Annotated in this window: 19 protein-coding genes; 15 read left to right on the top strand and 4 right to left on the bottom strand. The window is 46.7% G+C overall.

Features of this window, described 5'->3' with window-relative positions; genetic code table 11:
• Positions 1-18: 18 nt before the first annotated feature.
• Both F6X55_RS12935 and F6X55_RS12930 read left to right on the top strand, forming a co-directional pair.
• Positions 19-921, top strand: a complete 903-nt coding sequence (locus F6X55_RS12935) for an AEC family transporter (protein ID WP_153463840.1) — start codon at positions 19-21, stop codon at positions 919-921.
• 103 nt (positions 922-1,024) lie between these two features.
• Entirely contained in the window at positions 1,025-1,921 is an 897-nt protein-coding gene (locus F6X55_RS12930) for an NAD(P)/FAD-dependent oxidoreductase (RefSeq protein ID WP_153463837.1), read from the top strand.
• Between the two features lie 146 nt (positions 1,922-2,067).
• On the opposite strand, the gene ytxJ is transcribed toward F6X55_RS12930, so the two are convergent.
• Entirely contained in the window at positions 2,068-2,409 is a 342-nt protein-coding gene (gene ytxJ, locus F6X55_RS12925) for a bacillithiol system redox-active protein YtxJ (RefSeq protein WP_237648662.1), read from the bottom strand.
• A 35-nt stretch (positions 2,410-2,444) separates the two neighbouring features.
• Positions 2,445-2,603 carry a glycine zipper domain-containing protein gene (locus F6X55_RS20460; RefSeq protein WP_474103978.1) on the bottom strand — a complete coding sequence of 53 codons (159 nt, stop codon included), beginning with the start codon at positions 2,601-2,603 and terminating at the stop codon, positions 2,445-2,447.
• 266 nt (positions 2,604-2,869) lie between these two features.
• Here F6X55_RS20460 and F6X55_RS12920 point away from each other — a divergent pair, with 266 nt between their 5' ends.
• The 7 genes from F6X55_RS12920 (at position 2,870) to F6X55_RS12890 (ending at position 11,116) form a co-directional block, all read left to right on the top strand.
• A complete protein-coding gene (locus F6X55_RS12920; RefSeq protein WP_026568769.1) occupies positions 2,870-3,178 on the top strand; it encodes a PTS sugar transporter subunit IIB in 309 nt (102 codons plus the stop codon).
• Between the two features lie 92 nt (positions 3,179-3,270).
• Positions 3,271-4,605 (top strand): PTS cellobiose transporter subunit IIC, encoded by a 1,335-nt coding sequence (celB, locus tag F6X55_RS12915; protein ID WP_153463831.1) that lies wholly within the window; start codon positions 3,271-3,273, stop codon positions 4,603-4,605.
• A 30-nt stretch (positions 4,606-4,635) separates the two neighbouring features.
• The gene (locus F6X55_RS12910) at positions 4,636-4,941 is read left to right on the top strand and encodes a PTS sugar transporter subunit IIA (RefSeq protein WP_026568767.1); all 306 of its coding nucleotides are present in this window, start codon (positions 4,636-4,638) and stop codon (positions 4,939-4,941) included.
• 15 nt (positions 4,942-4,956) lie between these two features.
• A complete protein-coding gene (locus F6X55_RS12905; protein ID WP_026568766.1) occupies positions 4,957-6,345 on the top strand; it encodes a glycoside hydrolase family 1 protein in 1,389 nt (462 codons plus the stop codon).
• A 135-nt stretch (positions 6,346-6,480) separates the two neighbouring features.
• Positions 6,481-7,800, top strand: a complete 1,320-nt coding sequence (locus tag F6X55_RS12900; protein WP_153463824.1) for a 6-phospho-beta-glucosidase — start codon at positions 6,481-6,483, stop codon at positions 7,798-7,800.
• Positions 7,801-7,931: 131 nt separating this feature from the next.
• Positions 7,932-9,854, top strand: a complete 1,923-nt coding sequence (locus tag F6X55_RS12895; RefSeq protein WP_026771980.1) for a BglG family transcription antiterminator — start codon at positions 7,932-7,934, stop codon at positions 9,852-9,854.
• 335 nt (positions 9,855-10,189) lie between these two features.
• Complete coding sequence (locus F6X55_RS12890; RefSeq protein ID WP_153463821.1) at positions 10,190-11,116, top strand: fumarylacetoacetate hydrolase family protein; 927 nt, start codon at positions 10,190-10,192, stop codon at positions 11,114-11,116.
• A gap of 287 nt (positions 11,117-11,403) precedes the next feature.
• Here F6X55_RS12890 and F6X55_RS12885 read toward each other — a convergent pair whose 3' ends face one another.
• The gene (locus F6X55_RS12885) at positions 11,404-12,150 is read right to left on the bottom strand and encodes a C39 family peptidase (RefSeq protein WP_081704625.1); all 747 of its coding nucleotides are present in this window, start codon (positions 12,148-12,150) and stop codon (positions 11,404-11,406) included.
• Positions 12,151-12,713: 563 nt separating this feature from the next.
• Positions 12,714-13,721 (bottom strand): NADP-dependent oxidoreductase, encoded by a 1,008-nt coding sequence (locus F6X55_RS12880; protein ID WP_153463818.1) that lies wholly within the window; start codon positions 13,719-13,721, stop codon positions 12,714-12,716.
• Between the two features lie 215 nt (positions 13,722-13,936).
• On the opposite strand from F6X55_RS12880, the gene argC reads away from it, so the two are divergent.
• From argC to F6X55_RS12850, 6 genes are all read left to right on the top strand, one after another.
• Positions 13,937-14,974 carry an N-acetyl-gamma-glutamyl-phosphate reductase gene (gene argC / locus F6X55_RS12875; RefSeq protein WP_153463815.1) on the top strand — a complete coding sequence of 346 codons (1,038 nt, stop codon included), beginning with the start codon at positions 13,937-13,939 and terminating at the stop codon, positions 14,972-14,974.
• Between the two features lie 15 nt (positions 14,975-14,989).
• Complete coding sequence (gene argJ, locus F6X55_RS12870) at positions 14,990-16,222, top strand: bifunctional ornithine acetyltransferase/N-acetylglutamate synthase (protein ID WP_153463812.1); 1,233 nt, start codon at positions 14,990-14,992, stop codon at positions 16,220-16,222.
• Between the two features lie 13 nt (positions 16,223-16,235).
• On the top strand, positions 16,236-17,036 hold the full coding sequence (gene argB, locus F6X55_RS12865) for an acetylglutamate kinase (RefSeq protein WP_202616140.1): 801 nt from the start codon (positions 16,236-16,238) through the stop codon (positions 17,034-17,036).
• On the top strand, positions 17,029-18,216 hold the full coding sequence (locus tag F6X55_RS12860) for an acetylornithine transaminase (RefSeq protein ID WP_153463806.1): 1,188 nt from the start codon (positions 17,029-17,031) through the stop codon (positions 18,214-18,216). The genes argB and F6X55_RS12860 overlap by 8 nt, the downstream gene beginning before the upstream one ends.
• A 224-nt stretch (positions 18,217-18,440) precedes the next feature.
• Positions 18,441-19,340: a formyltetrahydrofolate deformylase gene (purU, locus tag F6X55_RS12855; RefSeq protein ID WP_026568758.1), complete on the top strand. Its 900-nt coding sequence runs from the start codon at positions 18,441-18,443 to the stop codon at positions 19,338-19,340.
• A gap of 311 nt (positions 19,341-19,651) precedes the next feature.
• Positions 19,652-20,299, top strand: a complete 648-nt coding sequence (locus tag F6X55_RS12850; RefSeq protein ID WP_153463803.1) for a hypothetical protein — start codon at positions 19,652-19,654, stop codon at positions 20,297-20,299.
• Positions 20,300-20,301: the final 2 nt, after the last annotated feature.

Below are 20,301 nucleotides of genomic sequence, written 5' to 3'. Positions count from 1 at the left end.
TATGTAGGGGGGAGAATGGTGGAATTCTTTGGAGTCCTTATCCCGATTTTTGGAGTGTTCGCTCTTGGTTTCATCGGGCAGAAAGTATGGAAGTTCGAGTTAAAGCCTGTTTCGACCATTGCCATTTATCTAATGTCACCTTTTTTGGCTTTTCGGACGTTTTATCAGAATGAAATTACGCTGGATTATGTTTATTTGAGCATTTATTTAGTCGTGTTATGTGCGGTATCCATTGTGATTTGCTATCTTCTTGCTTGGCTCAATCGTTGGGATAAAAATACGACCAGTGGCTTTATCCTTGCCTCTGCGTTTATGAATAACGGGAATTACGGAGCGCCGTTGATATTGCTTCTTTTCGGGGAGGAAGGTTTTCATTACGCGGTAATTTTGATGGTTTTGCAGCAGTTGATCATGTGTACGGCAGGCATTTACTATGCTGCCAAGGGCAGTGATCAGGGCGGACAGTCATTTTCCCCTTTGAAGGAAGTGGTCAAAGTACCGATTGTCTATGGCGCGATATTGGGGCTGCTGTCGAATGGATTGCAAATCGGAATCGGAGACCAAGTGATGTCGGCAGTCAGCATGGTGGCCGATGCAACAATTCCGACTGTAATGATTGTTTTGGGGATGCAGCTTGCCAGTATTTCCTTGAAACAATTGGATTATCGAAAGTTGGGTGCTTCACTGTCGATCAAACTGCTTCTTGCCCCGGTCATAGCGTTCGCGATTGCATTCTTTTTACCGGTCGACAATATGGTCAAAGCGATCATGATATTGACGGCAGCTACTCCGACGGCAGCGAACACCACGATTTATGCCCTGCAATTCCAAACAAAACCTGGATTCGTATCAAGTGCTACGCTGCTCAGTACATTGCTGAGCATCATCACGATTCCATTGTTAATGTTTCTTGTTCTTTAACTGCACAACAGGAACGTTTCTCTTTGTTAAAAACTAACAGCCGTGAAACTACAGCTTCTGTTTACACTAATGACAACAACTCGTGATGAATGGAGGCGGAATAGTGGCTTACGATTGTATCATTATCGGTGGCGGAATCGCCGGGCTGCAGGCGGCTATTCAGTTGGGCCGTTACCGTGACAATGTTCTGGTTTTCGATGCCGCAGACGGCCGGTCCAGTCTTTGCCGCTGTTATCATAATATTCTTGGCTGGCCAGAAGGGATAAGCGGTGCCACCTTGCGCCGTACCGGTCGGCTACAGGCCGAAGAGCTCGGAGTAAACTTTATTGAAGAAACCGTAGAGCAGGTCAACAAGCAGGACCAGTTATTTTCTGTTGCTACTAGTAACAGTAATCACGAAACAAAGACGATTTTGATTGCAACGGGGATCAAGGACCATTTGCCGGAACTTGAACAATTGCTGCCTTGTCTCGGTATTAGCGTTTATATTTGCCCTGATTGCGACGGGTATGAAGTGCTGGATAAAAAGGTGGTTGTCATTGGCTCCGGCAATGCGGCGGCAGGAATGGCGCTCGCATTGACCAATTGGACCAGCCAAATCCAGTTGATCAATCATGGACGACAGCCGATTGAAGAGGAGATGCAAAGCAAACTTGATTCCCGAGGTATTAAACCGATTGACCAATCGATTGTTGAATTGAAGGCCGATGGATATCAAATCAGAGGCGTGAAGCTCGAGGACGGCAGCAATCTGGAAACGAATCATGCCTTTGTAGCAATGGGCGGTAATGAAGTACGATCCCAGCTCGCCGAGCAGTTGGGCGTCGAATTATACAAAAACAAGCACATTCTTGTAGACCCCAGAACCAAGATGACGAATGTCGAAAACGTCTTTGCTGCCGGAGATATCGTCGCCCACTCGGAACAAGTAACCATCGCCATGGGTGACGGCATGCAAGCAGCCATTTGGATTCATAAGAAAATAAAGCAACAGCATTGAAAAGTAGGCTGTCCCGCAAGTAAAAAACGTAATGGGGCAGCCTGCTTTATAGGATCTATTAAAGTGTAGTGTTGGTATATCCTTAAGTAATAAGAGAAATCGCATCGATAACTCCTTGTTTCCGATGAAGCAAGCTTTCAACGTTTTTATATAACCGCTTTCCTTATACGGTCTTCTGTTATTTTCCAATGTGAGGCGTTCCATACAATTTGTTGTTTATTTATCAGAAGAATTTGAGGTGATTTATGAGGAATGTTTGTATCATTTGCAATCTGATGTGATAATCTTCTGCTTTCGATAACCTTTACCATATAGCAATCTATTTTATCTTCACCAGATGTTTGAAAAAAAGCCTTTACATGCTTGAAGGCTCTTGCACTAATCATACAAGAAGTACTATGTTTAAAGACTAATATTGGTGAATTCATCGAACTTTCCCATGTATCTTTCCATTCTTCCGGTGTTGTCAGTGCATTGACAGTCCCCATCTGCACCCTCCCCGAAAATATATCAAATCCTACCTTTAGTGTTGATTCCGTTTGTCTACCATAGAACCAATTGTTAATCCTAACACAATGCCGATTGCTATACTTATCGCTACTTGATCAATGGCCACTCCGACGCTAGTACCAATCCCAACGCCAAGGATAATTCCTAGTCCACGAAACTTTGGTTTTCCCATATTATTATTCCTCTCCATTTGTTTGAATGAGGCAACCTGAAAAATTTTTAATCTATTCCTATACGATTATTTAATGCTGAAAGTTTCAAGTATTTACTACTTTTCAGCTTTACCTATCGGTTTACACCTCCCTAAGCCAACGGAACAAAATGTAAGCGCATAATCATTTCCGTTGTGCAACGGAAAAACAATGTGTGTTCATGAAAGCGGTTGTAACCTACAATGAAAGCAGATACAAAATAACAGCATCTGAGGAGGAATTATAGATGAAACATATATTACTCGCATGTTCAGCAGGAATGTCCACCAGCTTATTGGTTTCGAAAATGAAAGAGGCGGCAGAGGCAAAAGGCATCGAAGCTGAAATTTGGGCTGTCGCACAAGATAAAGCACCGAAAGAAATGGAGCGTGCCGATGTACTTTTGATCGGACCGCAAATGCGTTTTATGAAAAAGAAATTTTCCAAAACAGCAGAGGAAGTTGGCATTCCGCTTGATGTCATCGACCCGGTATCTTATGGCAGAGTCGATGGCGCGGCTGTTTTGAATAAAGCTTTAGAACTAATGGGTGAATGATAGTTTAACAGAATAAAACAGGCCCGTTCAAGCCAGCGTGGCAAAGTACGTTGGATACGGCGGGCCGTTTTGGAAAAAAGGGGAGAATAAACGTGAACAAATTCATGGAGGTTTTAGAAAACATTCTGATGCCGATAGCGGACAAATTAAACAACAACCGCTATTTGACCGCATTGCGTAACGGCTTTATGGTTGCTTTGCCATTCATCATCTTCGGTTCCATTTTTGTCGTAATCGCCAATTTTCCTTTCCTTGATCAGTGGATCAGTGAAAGTGCATACGAAGCATACCAGGCGGCTTTAGGCCCTGCATCTGCTTCCACCTTGAGCATTATGGGGTTGTTCGTCATTATCGGCATTGGCTATAAGCTGACAGAGCATTATGGAGGCGAATCGATTTATGGCGGTGCGGTTGCCCTGGCTTCATTCTTGATTCTTACACCGCAAGTCATCGATTTCGAAACGGCAAATAAAACTGTCGAGCAAGTCGGCGGGGTCATCCCGACTGCAAGCTTGGGAGCGGAAGGGATGTTCCTTGGTATTTTCACCGCTTTCTTTGCGGCTGAATTGTACCGATTCTTTGTAAAGAAAGATTGGACAATCAAAATGCCTGCAGGTGTACCGGATGCTGTATCCCGTTCCTTCAGTGCCCTTATTCCAATTACGTTGACATTGTCTATATTCCTGGTTGTCAGAATCATTTTCAGCTACACACCATTCGATACCGTACAAAACTTCATCTATACCTTGATTCAAGAACCACTTACAGCACTTGGAAGCGGACTGCCGGCTACATTGATCGCAGTATTGCTGATTCAATTGTTCTGGTTCTTCGGGCTTCACGGTCAGATTATCGTCAACTCTGTATTTGATCCAATCTGGTACGCTTTGAACAACCAAAACCTGGAAGCTTTCAATGCCGGGCAGGAACTTCCGAACATTGTCACCAAGCAGTTCATTGATACCTTCATCGTCGGAATCGGCGGATCGGGTATGACTTTGGCGGTTATCATCGGTATCTTCCTGATCGGGCGAAGTCGTCAATTGAAAGAATTGGGTAAATTGGGAGCACCGGCAGGAATATTTAACGTAAACGAACCGGTGATATTCGGTCTTCCGATCATCATGAATCCGTTGGTCATCATTCCTTGGTTGATCGCGCCTGTTATCGTTACGTTCATCACTTATTTTGCGATGGCTTCTGGTATGGTTCCTTATCCGAATGGTGTCATCGTGCCATGGACAACGCCAACCGTGCTGAGTGGATTCTTGGCGACAGGCAACAGCTGGCAGGGCGGGGCCTTGCAATTGGTCAACATCGCTGTGGTGTTTGTCATCTGGTGGCCGTTCCTGAAAATCATGGATAAACAATATTATGAAAATGAAAATTCTGCGGAAGAGCAGCGGAATGAAACGGTAAATATGTAACTAACTTGAGACTCGAAGGTGGAATAACCGATGGATAACTTAACAGAAATTGCTTTTCAAATCATCTTGTACGCTGGGAATGGCAAGTCGAGTGCCATGGAAGCAATCCAGGAGGCAAAAGAAGGAAATTTTGCTGAAGCCGACCGTCTCATCGAAGAAGCAGGCGAGGAGCTTGGCAAAGCGCACGGTTATCAAACAAAATTGCTTCAAGAAGAAGCAAGCGGGGAGGGGGCTTCTGTGAATGTGATTCTCGTGCATTCACAGGACCACCTGATGACCTCGATGACCGTCAGAGATTTAGCCGTGGAAATCATCGAAATATATCGACACAAGTAACTGGAGGTAATAGCTATGTCTGTTCAATACAAATTTCCGGAAGGGTTCTGGTGGGGAAGCGCTACCTCTGCCACGCAAATCGAAGGAGCTGCCAAGGAAGGCGGGAAAGGCCGAAACATTTGGGACGAATGGTATGATCAAGAGCCGAACCGTTTTTTTGAAGGAGTAGGACCACAGACCACTTCTGATTTCTATCATCGCTATAAAGAAGATGTCCAGCTGATGAAGCAAATCGGCCATAATACGTTTCGTCTATCGATTTCCTGGTCCCGTCTTATCCCCGGAGGTCGCGGGGAAGTGAATCAAGAGGCAGTCACCTTTTATAATAATGTAATCGATGAATTGATTGCCAACGACATTGAGCCGTTTGTCAATTTGTATCACTTCGACATGCCCCTTGAACTGCAAAACGAGGGCGGTTGGGAAAGCAGGGGCGTCGTGGAGGCTTATGCCGAATATGCCAAGCATGCTTTCCGATTGTTTGGCGACAGAGTAAGCAAGTGGTTTACGTTCAACGAGCCAATCGTTCCGGTTGAGGGCGGATATCTGTATGATTTCCACTACCCGAACGTAGTAGATGCCAAGCGGGCTGCTCAGGTTGGGTACCATACGATGGTGGCGCACGCCAAGGCAGTCGAGGCGTTCCGCACATTTGATATCAAAGAGGGAAAAATAGGTATCATCTTGAATCTGACTCCTTCTTACCCGAGAAGCCAGAACCCGGCTGACTTAAGGGCATCACGTATTGCTGATTTGTTCTTCAACCGCAGTTTCTTAGATCCGTCTGTTTTAGGGGAATATCCACAAGAATTGATCGATATCCTAGAGGAACATGGCCAGCTGCCTGTGACAGAACAAGGCGATAAACAATTGATCAAAAACAACACAGTGGATCTGCTTGGTGTTAACTATTATCAGCCTCGCCGTGTCAAAGCGAAAGAAACCCTGCCTAACCCTTACAGTCCGTTCATGCCGGAATGGTTCTTTGATCATTACGAGATGCCGGGCCGGAAAATGAACAAATATCGCGGCTGGGAGATTTACGAAAAAGGTATTTACGATATCATGATGAATCTGAAAGAAAACTATGGCAACATCGAATCCTTCATATCTGAAAACGGAATGGGTGTCCAGGACGAGGATCGCTTTATCGAAAACGGCCAAATCCAGGATGATTATCGAATCGAATTTATTAAAGGTCATCTAGAATGGCTTCATAAAGCAATCGAAGAAGGGGCCAATACAAAAGGGTATCATTTATGGTCATTCATGGATAATTGGTCCTGGATGAATGCTTATAAGAATAGATATGGATTCTTTTCCGTAGATATAGAAACAAAAGAAAGAACACCGAAGAAAAGTGCTGATTGGATCAAACAAGTTGCAGAAAATAATGGCTTTTAACCTTGCTGCGACTGATTAGGGGAGGCGCAGCGGGAACCGATTGATTGTAATCATTCCGCTGCGTCTTTTTTTCCATCCTTTTTTTGCGGATTTGACTAAGAGCAATGACGATAACAGTGGAGAGGCGTGAAAATAATGACTGGTATCAAAGTGGTGACTATCGGTGGGGGATCAAGCTACACACCTGAGTTGGTAGAAGGGTTTATCAAACGGTATAACGAGCTTCCGATAAGGGAACTGTGGCTCGTCGATATTCCGGAAGGTCAAGATAAGCTGGAAACCGTAGGAGCACTTGCCAAACGAATGGTGAAAAAAGCGGGTGTCCCGATGGAAATCAAGCTTTCCTATGACCGCAAGGAAGCGCTGCCTGGAGCAGATTTTGTTACGACGCAAATTCGGGTGGGATTGTTGGAGGCACGTGCCAAAGACGAAAAAATCCCTCTGAAATATGATGTCATCGGACAGGAGACCAATGGTCCTGGTGGTTTGTTTAAAGGTTTGCGAACAATCCCTGTGATACTGGACATATGCAAGGATATAGAGGCGTTATGCCCTGATGCCTGGCTAATTAACTTTTCCAATCCAGCCGGGATGGTGACAGAAGCTGTCTTGCGTTATACCGACATCAAAAAAACGGTCGGGCTTTGCAATGTGCCGATCGGAATGCGGATGAGCGTGGCGGAGATGCTGGAAGTCGAACCCGATAGAGTACACATTGATTTTGCCGGTTTGAACCATATGGTTTTCGGACTCCGCGTTTACTTGGACGGTGAAGAAGTTACCAGCCAGGTATTGGATAAACTGACAAGCGGGGAGAGCATGACGATGAAAAACATCGTCGATCTCGGCTGGGAGCCGGAATTCATCCGGGCATTGAAAGTCCTTCCATGTCCGTATCATCGTTATTATTATCAAACAGATAAAATGCTGAACCAGGAGAAAAAAGAAGCAAACGAAGCGGGCTCGCGCGCAGAGGTTGTCCAGCAGTTGGAAAAGGAATTGTTTGAACTGTACAGCGACCCAGAATTGGCGATCAAACCTCCTCAGCTTGAAGAGCGGGGAGGAGCTTATTACAGTGATGCTGCCTGTAGCCTGATCGACTCGATTTACAACAACAGGGGGGATATCCAGCCGGTCAATACGAGAAACAACGGAGCAATTTCCGGCATCCCTGCAGAATCGGCTGTCGAAGTCAATTGTGTGATCACCAAGGATGGACCGAAACCGATTCAGGTAGGAGAATTACCTGTCCCTGTACAGGGACTTGTCCAGCAAATCAAATCGTTTGAGCGGACAGCGGCTGAAGCAGCTGTGACTGGTGATTATCGTACAGCACTGCTTGCCATGACGATCAACCCGCTTGTCCCATCCGACACGGTTGCCAAACAGATTCTCGATGAAATGCTGGAAGCGCATAAAGCACACTTGCCACAATTTTTTGAAACAGTAGTATAATAAAAGAACAGTACCTCGCAACCAATCGTGGATTGGGAAAAATCCTTTCAGTTGGAAAAGGTTCTGATGCCATCAGAACCTTTTTTCCGCGTGAAGGAACGAGTCAGCCCTCGATGAAAGGAGGCGTTTAGATGAACTCCCGGACCATCACTATACTGCGTGAATTAATGGCAGCCCGTTCGCCATTGACAAGTGACTACTTGGCCAGCATCAATCAAGTGACATCCAGGACGACAAGGGAGGATGTCAAACAGCTCGACGCCACACTCTTCCATAACGGAGCAGAAATCGAATCGATTCGCGGAACTGGATATAAGCTCTACATCAAGGATGACCAACGATTTCGCAAGTTTCTTCAGGAGGTTTTGGAAGAGGAAACAGGTGAAGGCACGCTCCTTCCTGATCTTCCGGAGGAACGGATCGCTTACCTGATCAGAAGGCTGCTGCTAACAGATCATTACTTGAAGCTGGATGACTTGGCAGATGAAATGCACATCAGCAAGTCTACGATTCAAAATGATTTAAAGAATGCAAAAAAAATATTGGCTAACTATGATATCCATTTGGAAAGCCGTCCGAATTATGGCTTGAAAGCCACCGGCAGTGAGTTAAAACTGCGCTTTTGTATGGCGGAGTATATTTTTGACCGTAGCGAAGAGGCCGGGCAAAATCTGTTGAATGACCAGCTGACTTCCCTGGCGAAGGAAGACTTGACGGTTATTTGGAAAATCATCATGAATCAAATCAAGGAAAACGGACTGACCCTGTCCGATATTGCCATCAACAATTTATTTATCCATTTGGCAATCGCTTATCAACGGATAAAAAATGGATACCATGTCTCGTTGTACAATAAAGATTTAGATGACATTCTCGACAAAAAGGAATACCAGGTCGCCAAGAAAATCGTCGGGCGGGTCGAGGAAAGCTTTCAAGTCGCTTTTCCGCAGCCAGAGGTTGCCTATATAGCCATTCATTTACTAGGGACAAAAATGCTGTATCAGACCGGTATGGAAATCGATCAGGTGATGGAGGATGATATCTATCAAGTGGTGATGAGCATCCTCGACCGAATCGAAGAAAAACTGGCGCTTGGCATCAAGCAAGACCAAGAGCTGATCATCAGCCTGGGCCTTCATTTGAAGCCGGCCATCAATCGCTATAAATACGGAATGAATATTCGGAACCCAATGTTGGAGGACATCAAGAGCAATTACCCGTTGGCCTTTGAAGCCGGTCTTATTGCTGGTCTTGTGCTCGAAGAATACACCGATGCCAAAATCGACGAGAATGAAATCGGTTACTTGGCGTTGCATATTGGGGCGGCCATCGAGAGGCAAAAACTGAAAACAGGACCGAAGCGGTGCCTGGTTGTTTGTGCCTCCGGGATGGGCAGTGCACAGTTACTGTTTTATAAGCTCAAATCACAATTCGGAGAAAAGCTGGACGTTGTCGGGACGACTGAGTACTACAGGTTGAATCAGGCATCTTTTCAAGACATTGATTTTATCGTAAGCTCGATTCCGATTTCTGAGCAACTTCCGGTGCCGGTCATCGAAGTGAACACCATTCTCGGAGACGCCGATTTGAAGAAGATCGAGACATTTGTAGCCGATCCGAAACATAGTATCGCCGATTACTTTAAGCAGGACTTGGTGTTTTTACAAAAGGATTTCGCTTCGAAACAGGAGGTCCTGGAGTTTTTCGCCGACACTTTGACAGAAAAAAAACTGGTGGACGGGACCTTCCTTGCGGCAGTGGAAGAGAGGGAAGCTGTGGCTCCTACAGCATTCGGAAATTTGGTGGCCGTTCCTCATCCCATTACCCCGCAGTCGAATCAAACATTCTTGGCGTTTTGTACTTTGAATCGGGCGATTGACTGGAGCGGGAAACGCGTGCAATTTGTCTGCCTGCTCAGTGTGGAAAAGGACAGCACAGCCGACTTGCAGTCCATGTATGACTTGCTCGGCAGAGTAATCGATGACCCGGCAATCGTGCAAAAACTGGTGAAAGCCCGGGATTATAAAGCATTTATTGATGTTCTCCCTAAATAATTGGAAAAGCATTCAGAAAGCTTGAATGCTTTTTCTTTGTTGTATAGGAAATGAAAATGTAATGGACTGGATAATTATTGGCTGAAACAGCTACGTCCAGCTCCAGCGCCTACCCCCTCGAGGTCTTAAGCCCACCCTCTGTGTGGCAAAAAGCGCCACGGCGAGGCTGTTCTTAAGCTTGTCGGAGGCCCACAGGATATAGGTCATGCAGGCGTTGCCACAGGACGTGGCGGCTTTAGCCTGTGCTCCTTTAAACAGACGATTGCGCTTTTGTTCCATGAATCCTTTATAATAAAAATATCATTACCGAAATTTTTTGAAAGCGGGGAAAAAAGATGAAGCTGGTCAGTTATACCTATAAAAACAAGCTTGGAGAGCCACGCATGGGCGCAGTCCATGGTGATCGTATTATTGATCTCCAGGAATCCCATAGGCAGTTCCTTCTGTCAAAAAGTGAAGAAGCGGATGCACTGTTGCTGCCATCCAATCCGACTGATTTCTATCACTTGGGCCGGAAAGGCATCCGTCAGGCGCAGAAGGCTTATGCATATGCAGTGGAGCAGCAAGTGACAACTGCGGAAGTGGAGCGAGCTGTCGTGAAGCTCGAGCTTCCAGTGCCTAATCCGGGAAAAATCATTTGCATCGGCACCAATTATGCAGACCACGTAAAAGAAATGAATAGTACTATCCCGCAACACCCGGTGCTGTTTGCCAAATTTGCCAACTCCCTGATCGGTCCGGAAGACAGTATCGAAAAGTCTCCGGCCACAGAAAAACTTGATTATGAGGTCGAACTTGCTCTGGTGATCGGGAAGCGTGCAAAAGGGGTTTCCAGAGAAGATGCGAATCAATACATTGCGGGATATACAATCGGCAATGACATCTCAGCTCGTGATTTACAGAAACGGACGCCGCAGTGGCTTCAGGGAAAGACACTCGATAGAAGTACACCGATTGGTCCCTGGATTGTAACAGCGGATGAAATCGAGGACCCGGGAAAACTGGCAGTGAAATCTTACGTCAATGGCGAGCTGCGACAATCTTCCAGTACAAGCGAGCTGATTTTCGATGTTCCTTACCTCGTCTCCTTCCTCTCGGAACTAATGACACTGGAACCGGGCGATATTATTTTGACAGGCACCCCGCACGGAGTCGGTTTTGCGATGGACCCGCCGCAGTTTTTGAAAGCTGGAGACCGGGTTACGATGGAAATCGAAAATATTGGGACGTTGGAAAACGCTGTTATCGATCAGGATGCATAAACATCGTGAGCAAGGGAATAGGGAAGAAAGAAAAAACGAACGATTATTCAGTGTAACTCTCCACTCCGTCAAGATACTTCACTATCAGCGGGGAGGCGCCGACTCGCACTCATCCCGCTGAAGTCTGGTATCTTGACACAGCGGTCAGAAACGGAAGAATGAAAGGAAATCCATCCAGGCAAAACCATTTTCCTTCGTTGTTTTTCCTTTGCGGTGATCAATTGAATGATAGAATTCGATTATTCCATCGCTGCTACGTCATCTCTAAGTCTCTCTAAGCCACTTGTTTATTCTTTGATAACGATTGCCTGGCTGCCCATTTGCTCCCAGGCCTTTTCAAAATTGTCCCGACCCACCGGTTTGTTTTTACCTCCATATGGGTCATTGATGTACACGGATTCGTCATCATAACCGGTTACAGCCACGCTGTGCAGGCTGAATGTCACCTCCACTTCGCCGCTCGGGGTCTGCCAAGTTTCAAAGCCGCCGACAGGAGCAAAGGAGGAAGTGGTAATGACCCATACAGGAAGCCCTTCATCCAACGATTGATAAATCGCATCGGGGCTGCTGCCGGTTAAATCGACTGCCCTGTCACCGACATATTGTTTCGCCAAATCGAGCATTGGTCCATGGTAGACTCCGAGGCCTGGGCCGTCTGCCATATTCCCGACAAACCCGTCGTTAGGATTTCCCTTCAAGCCGCTCTCGTAGGTGAGCGGGACGACACTCACATTTTCCGCCAGTTCGTTTTTCGTCACGTTCACCCCGTGATAATTCAGAATCATGGCCATGCTTGTTACCTCGCAGCCGTTATAAAGACGGGGGGCCGCCATTTGCTCGATAAGTGGCACGTCCAAAGGCAAATCCGCTTTTTCTTCGGGAATATCGAGTATAAATAAAAGCTCGTCATCTTGTTCTTGTTTAGCAATCGGGATATCGAACTGCTTAAGGAAGTCTGCCGTGGCATAAAGCTTATTTTCATAGGGAATCACTTGTTCCTGTTCGATTGAATCCGTCTTTAAAGCTTCCAGCATGTTCTGGTAACCACTTTCCCTGGACTGGGGAAAATGCAGCGTCTCTTTGTCTACCGTTGCGGTAGCTACCTGTAGAATCGGATCGTAAGCCAGTTCGGTAGATGGATGATAAGCCAAAATCGGGGCGGCCGGCAAGTAATAGTTATCCCCTTTACGGAGTACCGGGTTGCTGGTTTGTTTTTCTCCAATCTGCAGCTCAGCGTTAGACTGGACGACCGGTTCGGCGATCTGTTTTACGGATGGATTTGCTGCCGGAGTTTTTTCTTCCACTTTGGCGGGCAAAGAGGTGGTTTTATAGAATAAATAAAAGATGGACGCCAAGCATATAAAAGGTAATAGAATAAGCAGTTTTTTCAATCGGATCAACTTCTTCCTGACAAACTAAATTAGTGTTTATTATAGTACAAGTTTCATAGAAAGAAAATCACCAAGATTGCTCATTTCTGCCCCAAATTGCACAAGACTGTCGAGGGGTGTCGTGGAAAGAAGGACATTCCGTCCATAGTTAAGTGAAAAGCCGATTTGTCCGTGTTCTGTCGACAAATCGGCTTGATTGTTTCTGTTTATTCTAATTCGGCTGTTTTGACTAGCTGTTTACCTATGTTCTCTCCTGTGAACAAACCGAAAAAAGCTTCCGGAATCTGGTCGAATCCGGTTTTGATTGTTTCCTCATACGTCAGCTTGCCATTTCCCACCCATTCTGCAAGCTTGCTGAAACCTTCTTTGAACCGGGGCTGGTAATCTCCGACAATGAACCCTTTGATCAACGCCCGGGATTTGACGATATGCATTTGCAATCGCGGCCCTTGAGCATCCGGATCATTATAAGTAGCTATGGAGCCGCATTGGGGAATTCTGGCATGGTCGTTCAGCAGGGGATATACTGCATCCGACACTTCTCCGCCGACATTGTCAAAATAGACGTCGACACCGTCAGGGCAAGCTGCGGCCAATGCTTCCGGAAGGTTGTCGGTTTTATAATTAACGGCTTTGTCGGCGCCCAGTTCTTCGGTCAAATAGCGGGTTTTTTCTTCGCTGCCGGCGATTCCCACTACATGGGCACCATAGATTTTCGCAATTTGTACGACAATCGATCCAACTGCACCAGCTGCAGCTGAAACGACGACTGTCTCTCCTTCTTTCGGCTTTCCGATATCGGTAAGGCCGAAATATGCAGTCAATCCAGGCATGCCTAACACACCTAAAGAGGTCGTGACTGGTCCGAGTTCCGGATTTACTTTTCTAAGCGTCTCTGCGGGCGCCGTGGAATATTTTGCCCATGGCAACGTTCCGGTGACAACATCCCCTGGCTGAAGATTTTCTGCATTAGATTCTACCACCTGGGCAATCACGCCGCCGCTGATGGCTTTGTTGAGAGCAAATGGTTCTACGTAAGACTTGGCGCTGCTCATCCGGCCCCTCATATACGGATCGACCGACACGTACACCGTCTTTAGCAGTACCTCGTCTTTTCCGGGCTCGGGCATTTCCGTATCCATCATGCGAATATGTTCTTCAGTCGGCATTGCCTCTGGTCTTTTCACTAATTGGATTTCTTGATTTTGAGTCATGCTTCTCTCCCTTTCTTTCCATAATAAAAGTCGTTTTATTTTAATGGTAACACTCTCCATTTTAGCTGGCATCTGATTTGATTATAGGTTATCCGGTCGAAGAAAAGCATGAAGGCGAAAATTCGAAAAAAAAGAAAAAATGCGGTTGTATAAAAATGCATAATAAAGTATAATTATTTACCAATCAATTGAAAGGTCAGGAGTGAGAATTCACGGTGAAGGTAGCGATAATCGGTGGGACCGGCTACGGGGCCATCGAACTGATACGGTTTTTATATAATCATCCATATGCAGAAATTGAAGCGGTTATTTCCCATTCACAAAGCGGCCGGGTGCTGGGTGCAGTTTATCCCCACACAGACGGCTTGCTGGAAAAGCCTTTGGAAGAGCTTGTGGTAGAGGAGCTGGCTGAGCGAGTCGAGGTGGTTTTCTTCGCCACGCCGCCAGCTGTCAGCAAAGATCTCGCGCCGCAGTTTGTGGAGCGTGACGTAAAATGCATCGACCTCTCTGGTGACTTTCGCCTGACGTCACCGACGGACTATCAAGAATGGTACGGTTCCCCTGCAGCTGATGAAAGCTATTTGAAAACAGCGGTATATGGATTAAGTGAAATTTATGCCCAAGAGGTTGCAGGTGCTAAACTCATAGCCAATCCGGGCTGCTATCCGACCGCCACATTGCTCGGACTGCTGCCGGCCGTTCACGCCGGCTTGATCGAAGATCGTTCGATCATCGTCGATGCCAAGTCGGGTGTTTCTGGAGCCGGACGCGGTACCTCGCCAAGCACTCACTATCCGGAAATGAATGAAAATTTGAAAGCTTACAAACTAGGACAACATAAGCACATACCAGAAATCGAACAGATTCTGACAAGAACAGCAGGACACCCTGTGCAAGTGACGTTTTCCACTCATCTAATCCCGATGACGAGGGGGATTATGAGTACGATCTATGCTGACCTTACCCGGCAAGTTTCTACTAATGAAATAATCGAAGTGTTCAAAGCGTTTTATCGGGAACAGCCGTTTGTCCGCATCCGGATGAACGGCGAGCTTCCGGCAACGAGAGAGGTTTATGGAAGCAACTACTGTGACATCGGCATTCATGCAGATAAAAGGACGGGAAAATTGACGATCATTTCGGTCATCGACAACTTAGTGAAGGGTGCCTCAGGCCAGGCCATTCAAAATATGAATCTATTGAAAGGCTGGGACGTCACGACAGGATTAAACTACTTACCTATTTATCCATAAGGAGGGTGCGACAAAATGACAGAGCAAGTAAAACAAGCGGTCGAATTGACCCTGTTGCCAAAAGGAAGCATAACCACTCCCAGGGGGTTTACGGCCGGGGGAGTCCACTGCGGCATTCGAAAAACGAAACTGGATTTTGGTTGGGTTTATTCGGAGGTTCCCGCCACAGCAGCCGGTGTCTATACGACCAATACTTTTCAGGCTGCTCCGCTTAAGGTCACCCAGGAAAGCATTGACAGCGGGCAGAAAATCCAGGCACTGCTAGTCAATTCCGGCATCGCCAATGCGTGTACGGGCGAACGAGGGATGGCCGATGCCTATCAAATGCGGAAGTGGGGAGCGGACGCCTTCCGTGTCCCCGAGGAGTTGACGGCCATTGCATCTACCGGTTTGATCGGTGAGCCCCTCCCGATGGAGAAAATCAAATACGGAATTGACCAAACCCAGCTGCAGGACAACAATCATTCAAATAGATTCGGGCAGGCCATTTTAACAACAGACACCCGGGAAAAAGCGGTGGCAGTTGAACTCGAAATCGATGGGCAGAAAGTATCGATCGGCGGAGCGGCCAAAGGATCGGGAATGATCCACCCGAACATGGCGACGATGCTGAGTTTTATAACGACCGATGCTGCAGTTGAAGCAGATGCCTTGTCACAGGCCTTGAGGGAAATCACCGATACCTCATTCAACATGATCACGGTGGATGGAGATACAAGTACAAATGACATGGTGCTCGTGCTTGCGAATGGAAAAGCGGGAAACCGCCAGCTGCATGAAGGACACCCGGACTGGTTTCTCTTCAAACAAGGGCTTGCGGCAGTTTGTGAAACACTGGCCAAAGAAATCGCCCGCGATGGAGAAGGAGCCACTAAATTAGTCGAGGTTCAGGTGGAAGGAGCGGAGTCAGACCAGGCGGCTCGTGCCGTCAGCAAGGCAATCATATCCTCCAACCTGGTAAAGACCGCTATTCATGGAGCCGACGCCAATTGGGGGCGGGTCATTACAGCGATCGGTTACAGCGGCCAGCCTGTTGATCCCGGCAAAGTCAGCATCTCGCTCGGACCGGTACTGGTAGTTGACAACGGAATGCCTGTTGTGTTCGATGAAAGTGCAGCAAAGGACTATTTGTTACAGGAGCATGTCTCGATCCACACCGATTTAGGCAGCGGAACCGGAACGGCTACTGCGTGGGGCTGTGACTTGTCTTATGATTATGTACGGATAAATGCATCGTACCGTACTTGAGGGAGGGATCGGATTGGAATATGTAGTGATCAAATGCGGTGGCAGTATTTTTTTCCAGCTGCCTCCTGCTTTTTATCAGAATGTCGCAGAACTGCATAATAAGGGAGAGGTCCAGCCGGTGCTTGTTCACGGTGGAGGTCCGCTGATTTCCCGGACCCTGTCCCGCCTGCAGGTGGAAACTCAATTTGTCGACGGATTGAGGGTGACCACAAAAGAAGTATTGGAAGTTGCGGAAATGGTTTTGAGCGGAACCATGAACAAACAGCTTGTCCAAAAACTGCAGCAACAAGGCGGGAAAGGATTCGGTCTAAGCGGAGTGGATGGCCGACTGCTGCAGGCAACCCAGTCTGACAATGCTGCACTTGGTTTTGTCGGTACGGTGGAAAAGGTGCACGTTTCGATTCTCCACCATCTCGTCGACCAAGGATTCATCCCAGTCATCTCCCCGATTTGCATGGATGAAGAAGGAAACAAGTTGAATGTCAATGCCGATATGGCGGCTGCTGCCGTTGCACAGGCATTGCAGGCAAGGTTATGTTACATCAGTGACATCCCCGGCATTTTAGTCGAGAACAATGGTGAAACAAAGGTTTTGCATGAAACAACCAGCAGCCAAATCGAACAGCTTATCGCCGATGGCACGATCACCGGCGGGATGATTCCGAAGGTCCGTTCAGCCTTGCAGGCATTGAAGAACCAAGTGCCGGAAACCGTCATCTTGAATGGTTTGGTGGCGGACAGCCTGCTGTCTTTTTATCAGGGAGCAGCAGTCGGAACAAAAATCAGTTTAACTTCGGAGGTTGGATATGTCTAAACAAACAATACCAGCGGCAGCCCCTATGCTCATGCCCACTTATAATCGCTTTCCTCTTACCTTGGTCGAAGGAAAGGGAAGCTGGGTATGGGATGACAAAGGCGGTAAATATCTCGACTATACGTCAGGCATCGCCACATGCAATTTAGGGCACGCACCTGACAGTGTCAAGCAACAATTGAAAAATCAGCTGGATAAAATTTGGCACTGTTCGAATTTATACCATATACCGGCTCAGGAGCAATTGGCGGAAAAACTGGTGGAGCATAGCTTTGGCGACCAGGTGTTTTTCTGCAACAGCGGAGCTGAAGCAAATGAAGCAGCTATCAAACTGGCGAGAAGATATGCGCAGGAAATCAAGGGGACCGATGCATACGAGGTCGTCACCTTTAGTCAATCGTTCCATGGGCGGACACTAGCTACCTTGGCAGCTACGGGACAGGATAAAATTCAACAAGGCTTTGCCCCTCTGGCCGAAGGGTTCCGCTATTTGCCCTATAATGACAAGAGAGCGCTGGAACAGTTGGTCACCGACAGAACCTGTGCTGTTTTACTCGAGCTTGTTCAGGGAGAGGGGGGAGTCATTCCGGCAGACGAAGATTGGGTGAAACAGCTGGCGGCTCTTTGCAAGCAGAACGACATCCTTTTGATGATCGATGAGATACAAACTGGTATTGGCAGAACAGGAACCTTGTTCGCTTATGAACAGTACGGAATCGAACCGGATGTCGTCAGCCTTGCTAAAGGACTGGGGAGCGGCATTCCAATCGGCGCGATCATCGCCGGTCGAAAAGCGGCCAGCGCGTTTTCACCGGGTTCGCACGGCAGTACGTTCGGTGGTAACCCGTTTTCTTCGACAGCCGGACTCGCGACGATTACGCACATCATGGACAATGGGCTGATTGATCAAGCTGCAGAATTGAGTGCCTATTTAGAAGAGCAACTACAATGTCTAAAACAGCAGTTTTCCTTCATCAAAGAAATCAGGGGAAAGGGTCTGCTGCAGGGAATCGTCGTCGAAGGCAATGCAATGGATTATGTGATAAAAGCGAGGGAACAACACCATTTGTTGGTCTTGGTAGCCGGGCCGAGCGTAATCCGCATACTGCCCCCATTGACAACCAATAAAACGGAAATTGATCAATTCATTTCTGTGATGGAAAAGGTATTTGCTTCATAAAGGTCTGCCGCTTTGCATTTTTCAGGAAGTATGGTGCTCAGGGATAAGAGACCAATCCAGTGGCTGGTATAGAAAAGGTGTTTCGAAGACCAAATCGGGATAAACAGGACTGGTATCTGGCGTGGTAACTTGCGGGAGACGACAAGATGCTTGCACTTTCCTTAAATATATTGTGCATATCGAGTACAATATAAAAGCAGATACTTAGCAAAAGAGGGATTTTCATGACAGATACATTGCAAACCAAATGGAGTGCTTTCCAGGAACAAAATAAAAACAAAGCGAGGTTACTGATTCATTGTCCGGATCAGCCGGGGATCGTCTCGGCTGTTTCTGAATTTTTATACCAACAGGGCGCAAATATCATCGAGTCTAATCAATATACGACCGACCCTGCCGGCGGGGAATTTTTTATGCGGGTGGTATTCGAAGCAGAACAGCTTCCATCTATTAAAGAAGAACTGGAGCAGAAGTTCCAAGCAATCGCCCGATCCTTCCAAATGGATTGGCGGTTCAGTTACGTGTATCAACTAAAACGGGTCGCCATTTTCGTCAGTAAAGAACTGCACTGTCTCCGTGAATTGTTATGGGAGTGGCAGAGCGGCGATTTAATGGCAGATATTCCACTCGTCATCAGTAATCATGAAGATGCAAAGGAGATTGTTGAATCACTGGGTATTCCGTTTTATCATATTCCGGCAAACAAGGATATTCGTCAACAGGTAGAAGCGAAACAGCTGGAACTGTTAAAGGAATATGACATCGATTTGATCGTTCTGGCACGTTATATGCAAATCCTCACACCAGACTTCGTGGCAGCCAACAGGAACAAGATCATCAATATTCATCATTCTTTCCTGCCGGCTTTTGTCGGTGCAAATCCATATGAGCGTGCCTATCAGCGCGGTGTGAAATTAATCGGGGCAACCTCTCATTTTGTTACCGATGAACTGGACGAAGGGCCGATCATTGAACAGGATATCAGCCGCGTAGACCATCGCGACAACAGTGAGGCCATGAAGAAAATCGGACAATCGATCGAACGGAGCGTCCTTGCACGGGCGGTCAAGTGGCAGCTGGAAGACCGGATCATCGTCCATCAAAACAAAACGATTGTGTTTTAAATAAAAGTAGCTTCAAAATGCATGGTGAACAACTAAAAGCCGAGCGATATTCGAAATGGTAAGCACTCGAATTCGTTCGGTTTTTTGATTTTTTCGTATAACTTTCAAATGAGCGAAGTACCAAGCCAAAGAGGCGTGGTTACGATTAAAAGAAAGTAACGTTCACAACACCCTATGCATGTTCGGATTATAAGGAAATGGAGGACTTAATAATATGGGTGGAGTGGTGATTTTCTATCCTTTTAAGCCTTCCTTGTTTTCCGTTATACTGAAAACGATGGATTATCGAAACGGAGAACGGAGGTGCCCGGATGCCGATTTTGCAGACTAAATCAAAAAAACAGTTTGTTTATGAAATATTCATGATTTTTCTGGCTGCATGCTCGATTGCAACGATTTGGCAAAGCACCCAGTATGACGGTTATATCGTCTGGGTCACTTGGGCTATATTTTTCGTCGACTTTGTTTACCGCTTTCTGCGCAGCAAGCACAAATGGCAATTCATCAAAAGTAATCCTTTTCTCCTCATTGCTGTAATTCCCTTAGATGCAGTCTTCCAATTTGCGCGCTTAGCCAGGATTCTGCATTTACTGCGATTGAAAACAATCACCAAATACTATACGAAGCCTTTCCTCAAGCTTTTACGACGTCAACATATAGGGACGACTTTTTCCGTCACCATGTTTTTGGTATTTGTATCTATCATTCCGTTGTATTATTACGAGCCAGGATTGACGAGTTACTGGGAAGCATTGCTCGGCAGTTTGATGAGTCTCACTTTTTTTGGGCAGGCGGACTTCGCACCGGCCACAGCAATTGGCCAGGTGACGGTGGTACTGCTGACAATAGTGGGGGTTATATTGCACGGACTGGTAATAAGCACTGCTTTTGATTACATGTATCATGCACCGTTCGTCAAAAAAGTCATGCAGAAAAGGAAGCAAAAACAGGCAAGTTAAGC

Origin of the sequence: Sediminibacillus terrae, from assembly GCF_009602435.1 — a bacterium.
Lineage (GTDB): Bacteria > Bacillota > Bacilli > Bacillales > Amphibacillaceae > Sediminibacillus > Sediminibacillus terrae.
Note: the sequence above shows the minus strand (reverse complement) of the source record. Positions and strands in the feature narration are given on the sequence as shown.

Bases quoted from the DNA above. Each gene is read 5' to 3' on its own strand.
- purU (WP_026568758.1), top strand. From the start codon at position 18,441: ATGACAGATACATTGCAAACCAAATGGAGTGCTTTCCAGGAACAAAAT.
- F6X55_RS12850 (WP_153463803.1), top strand. From the start codon at position 19,652: ATGCCGATTTTGCAGACTAAATCAAAAAAACAGTTTGTTTATGAAATA.
- F6X55_RS12880 (WP_153463818.1), bottom strand. From the start codon at position 13,721: ATGACTCAAAATCAAGAAATCCAATTAGTGAAAAGACCAGAGGCAATG.
- argJ (WP_153463812.1), top strand. From the start codon at position 14,990: ATGACAGAGCAAGTAAAACAAGCGGTCGAATTGACCCTGTTGCCAAAA.
- F6X55_RS12920 (WP_026568769.1), top strand. From the start codon at position 2,870: ATGAAACATATATTACTCGCATGTTCAGCAGGAATGTCCACCAGCTTA.
- ytxJ (WP_237648662.1), bottom strand. From the start codon at position 2,409: ATGGGGACTGTCAATGCACTGACAACACCGGAAGAATGGAAAGATACA.
- F6X55_RS12900 (WP_153463824.1), top strand. From the start codon at position 6,481: ATGACTGGTATCAAAGTGGTGACTATCGGTGGGGGATCAAGCTACACA.
- F6X55_RS12905 (WP_026568766.1), top strand. From the start codon at position 4,957: ATGTCTGTTCAATACAAATTTCCGGAAGGGTTCTGGTGGGGAAGCGCT.
- F6X55_RS12890 (WP_153463821.1), top strand. From the start codon at position 10,190: ATGAAGCTGGTCAGTTATACCTATAAAAACAAGCTTGGAGAGCCACGC.
- F6X55_RS20460 (WP_474103978.1), bottom strand. From the start codon at position 2,603: ATGGGAAAACCAAAGTTTCGTGGACTAGGAATTATCCTTGGCGTTGGG.
- F6X55_RS12885 (WP_081704625.1), bottom strand. From the start codon at position 12,150: ATGCTGGAAGCTTTAAAGACGGATTCAATCGAACAGGAACAAGTGATT.
- F6X55_RS12910 (WP_026568767.1), top strand. From the start codon at position 4,636: ATGGATAACTTAACAGAAATTGCTTTTCAAATCATCTTGTACGCTGGG.
- F6X55_RS12860 (WP_153463806.1), top strand. From the start codon at position 17,029: ATGTCTAAACAAACAATACCAGCGGCAGCCCCTATGCTCATGCCCACT.
- F6X55_RS12895 (WP_026771980.1), top strand. From the start codon at position 7,932: ATGAACTCCCGGACCATCACTATACTGCGTGAATTAATGGCAGCCCGT.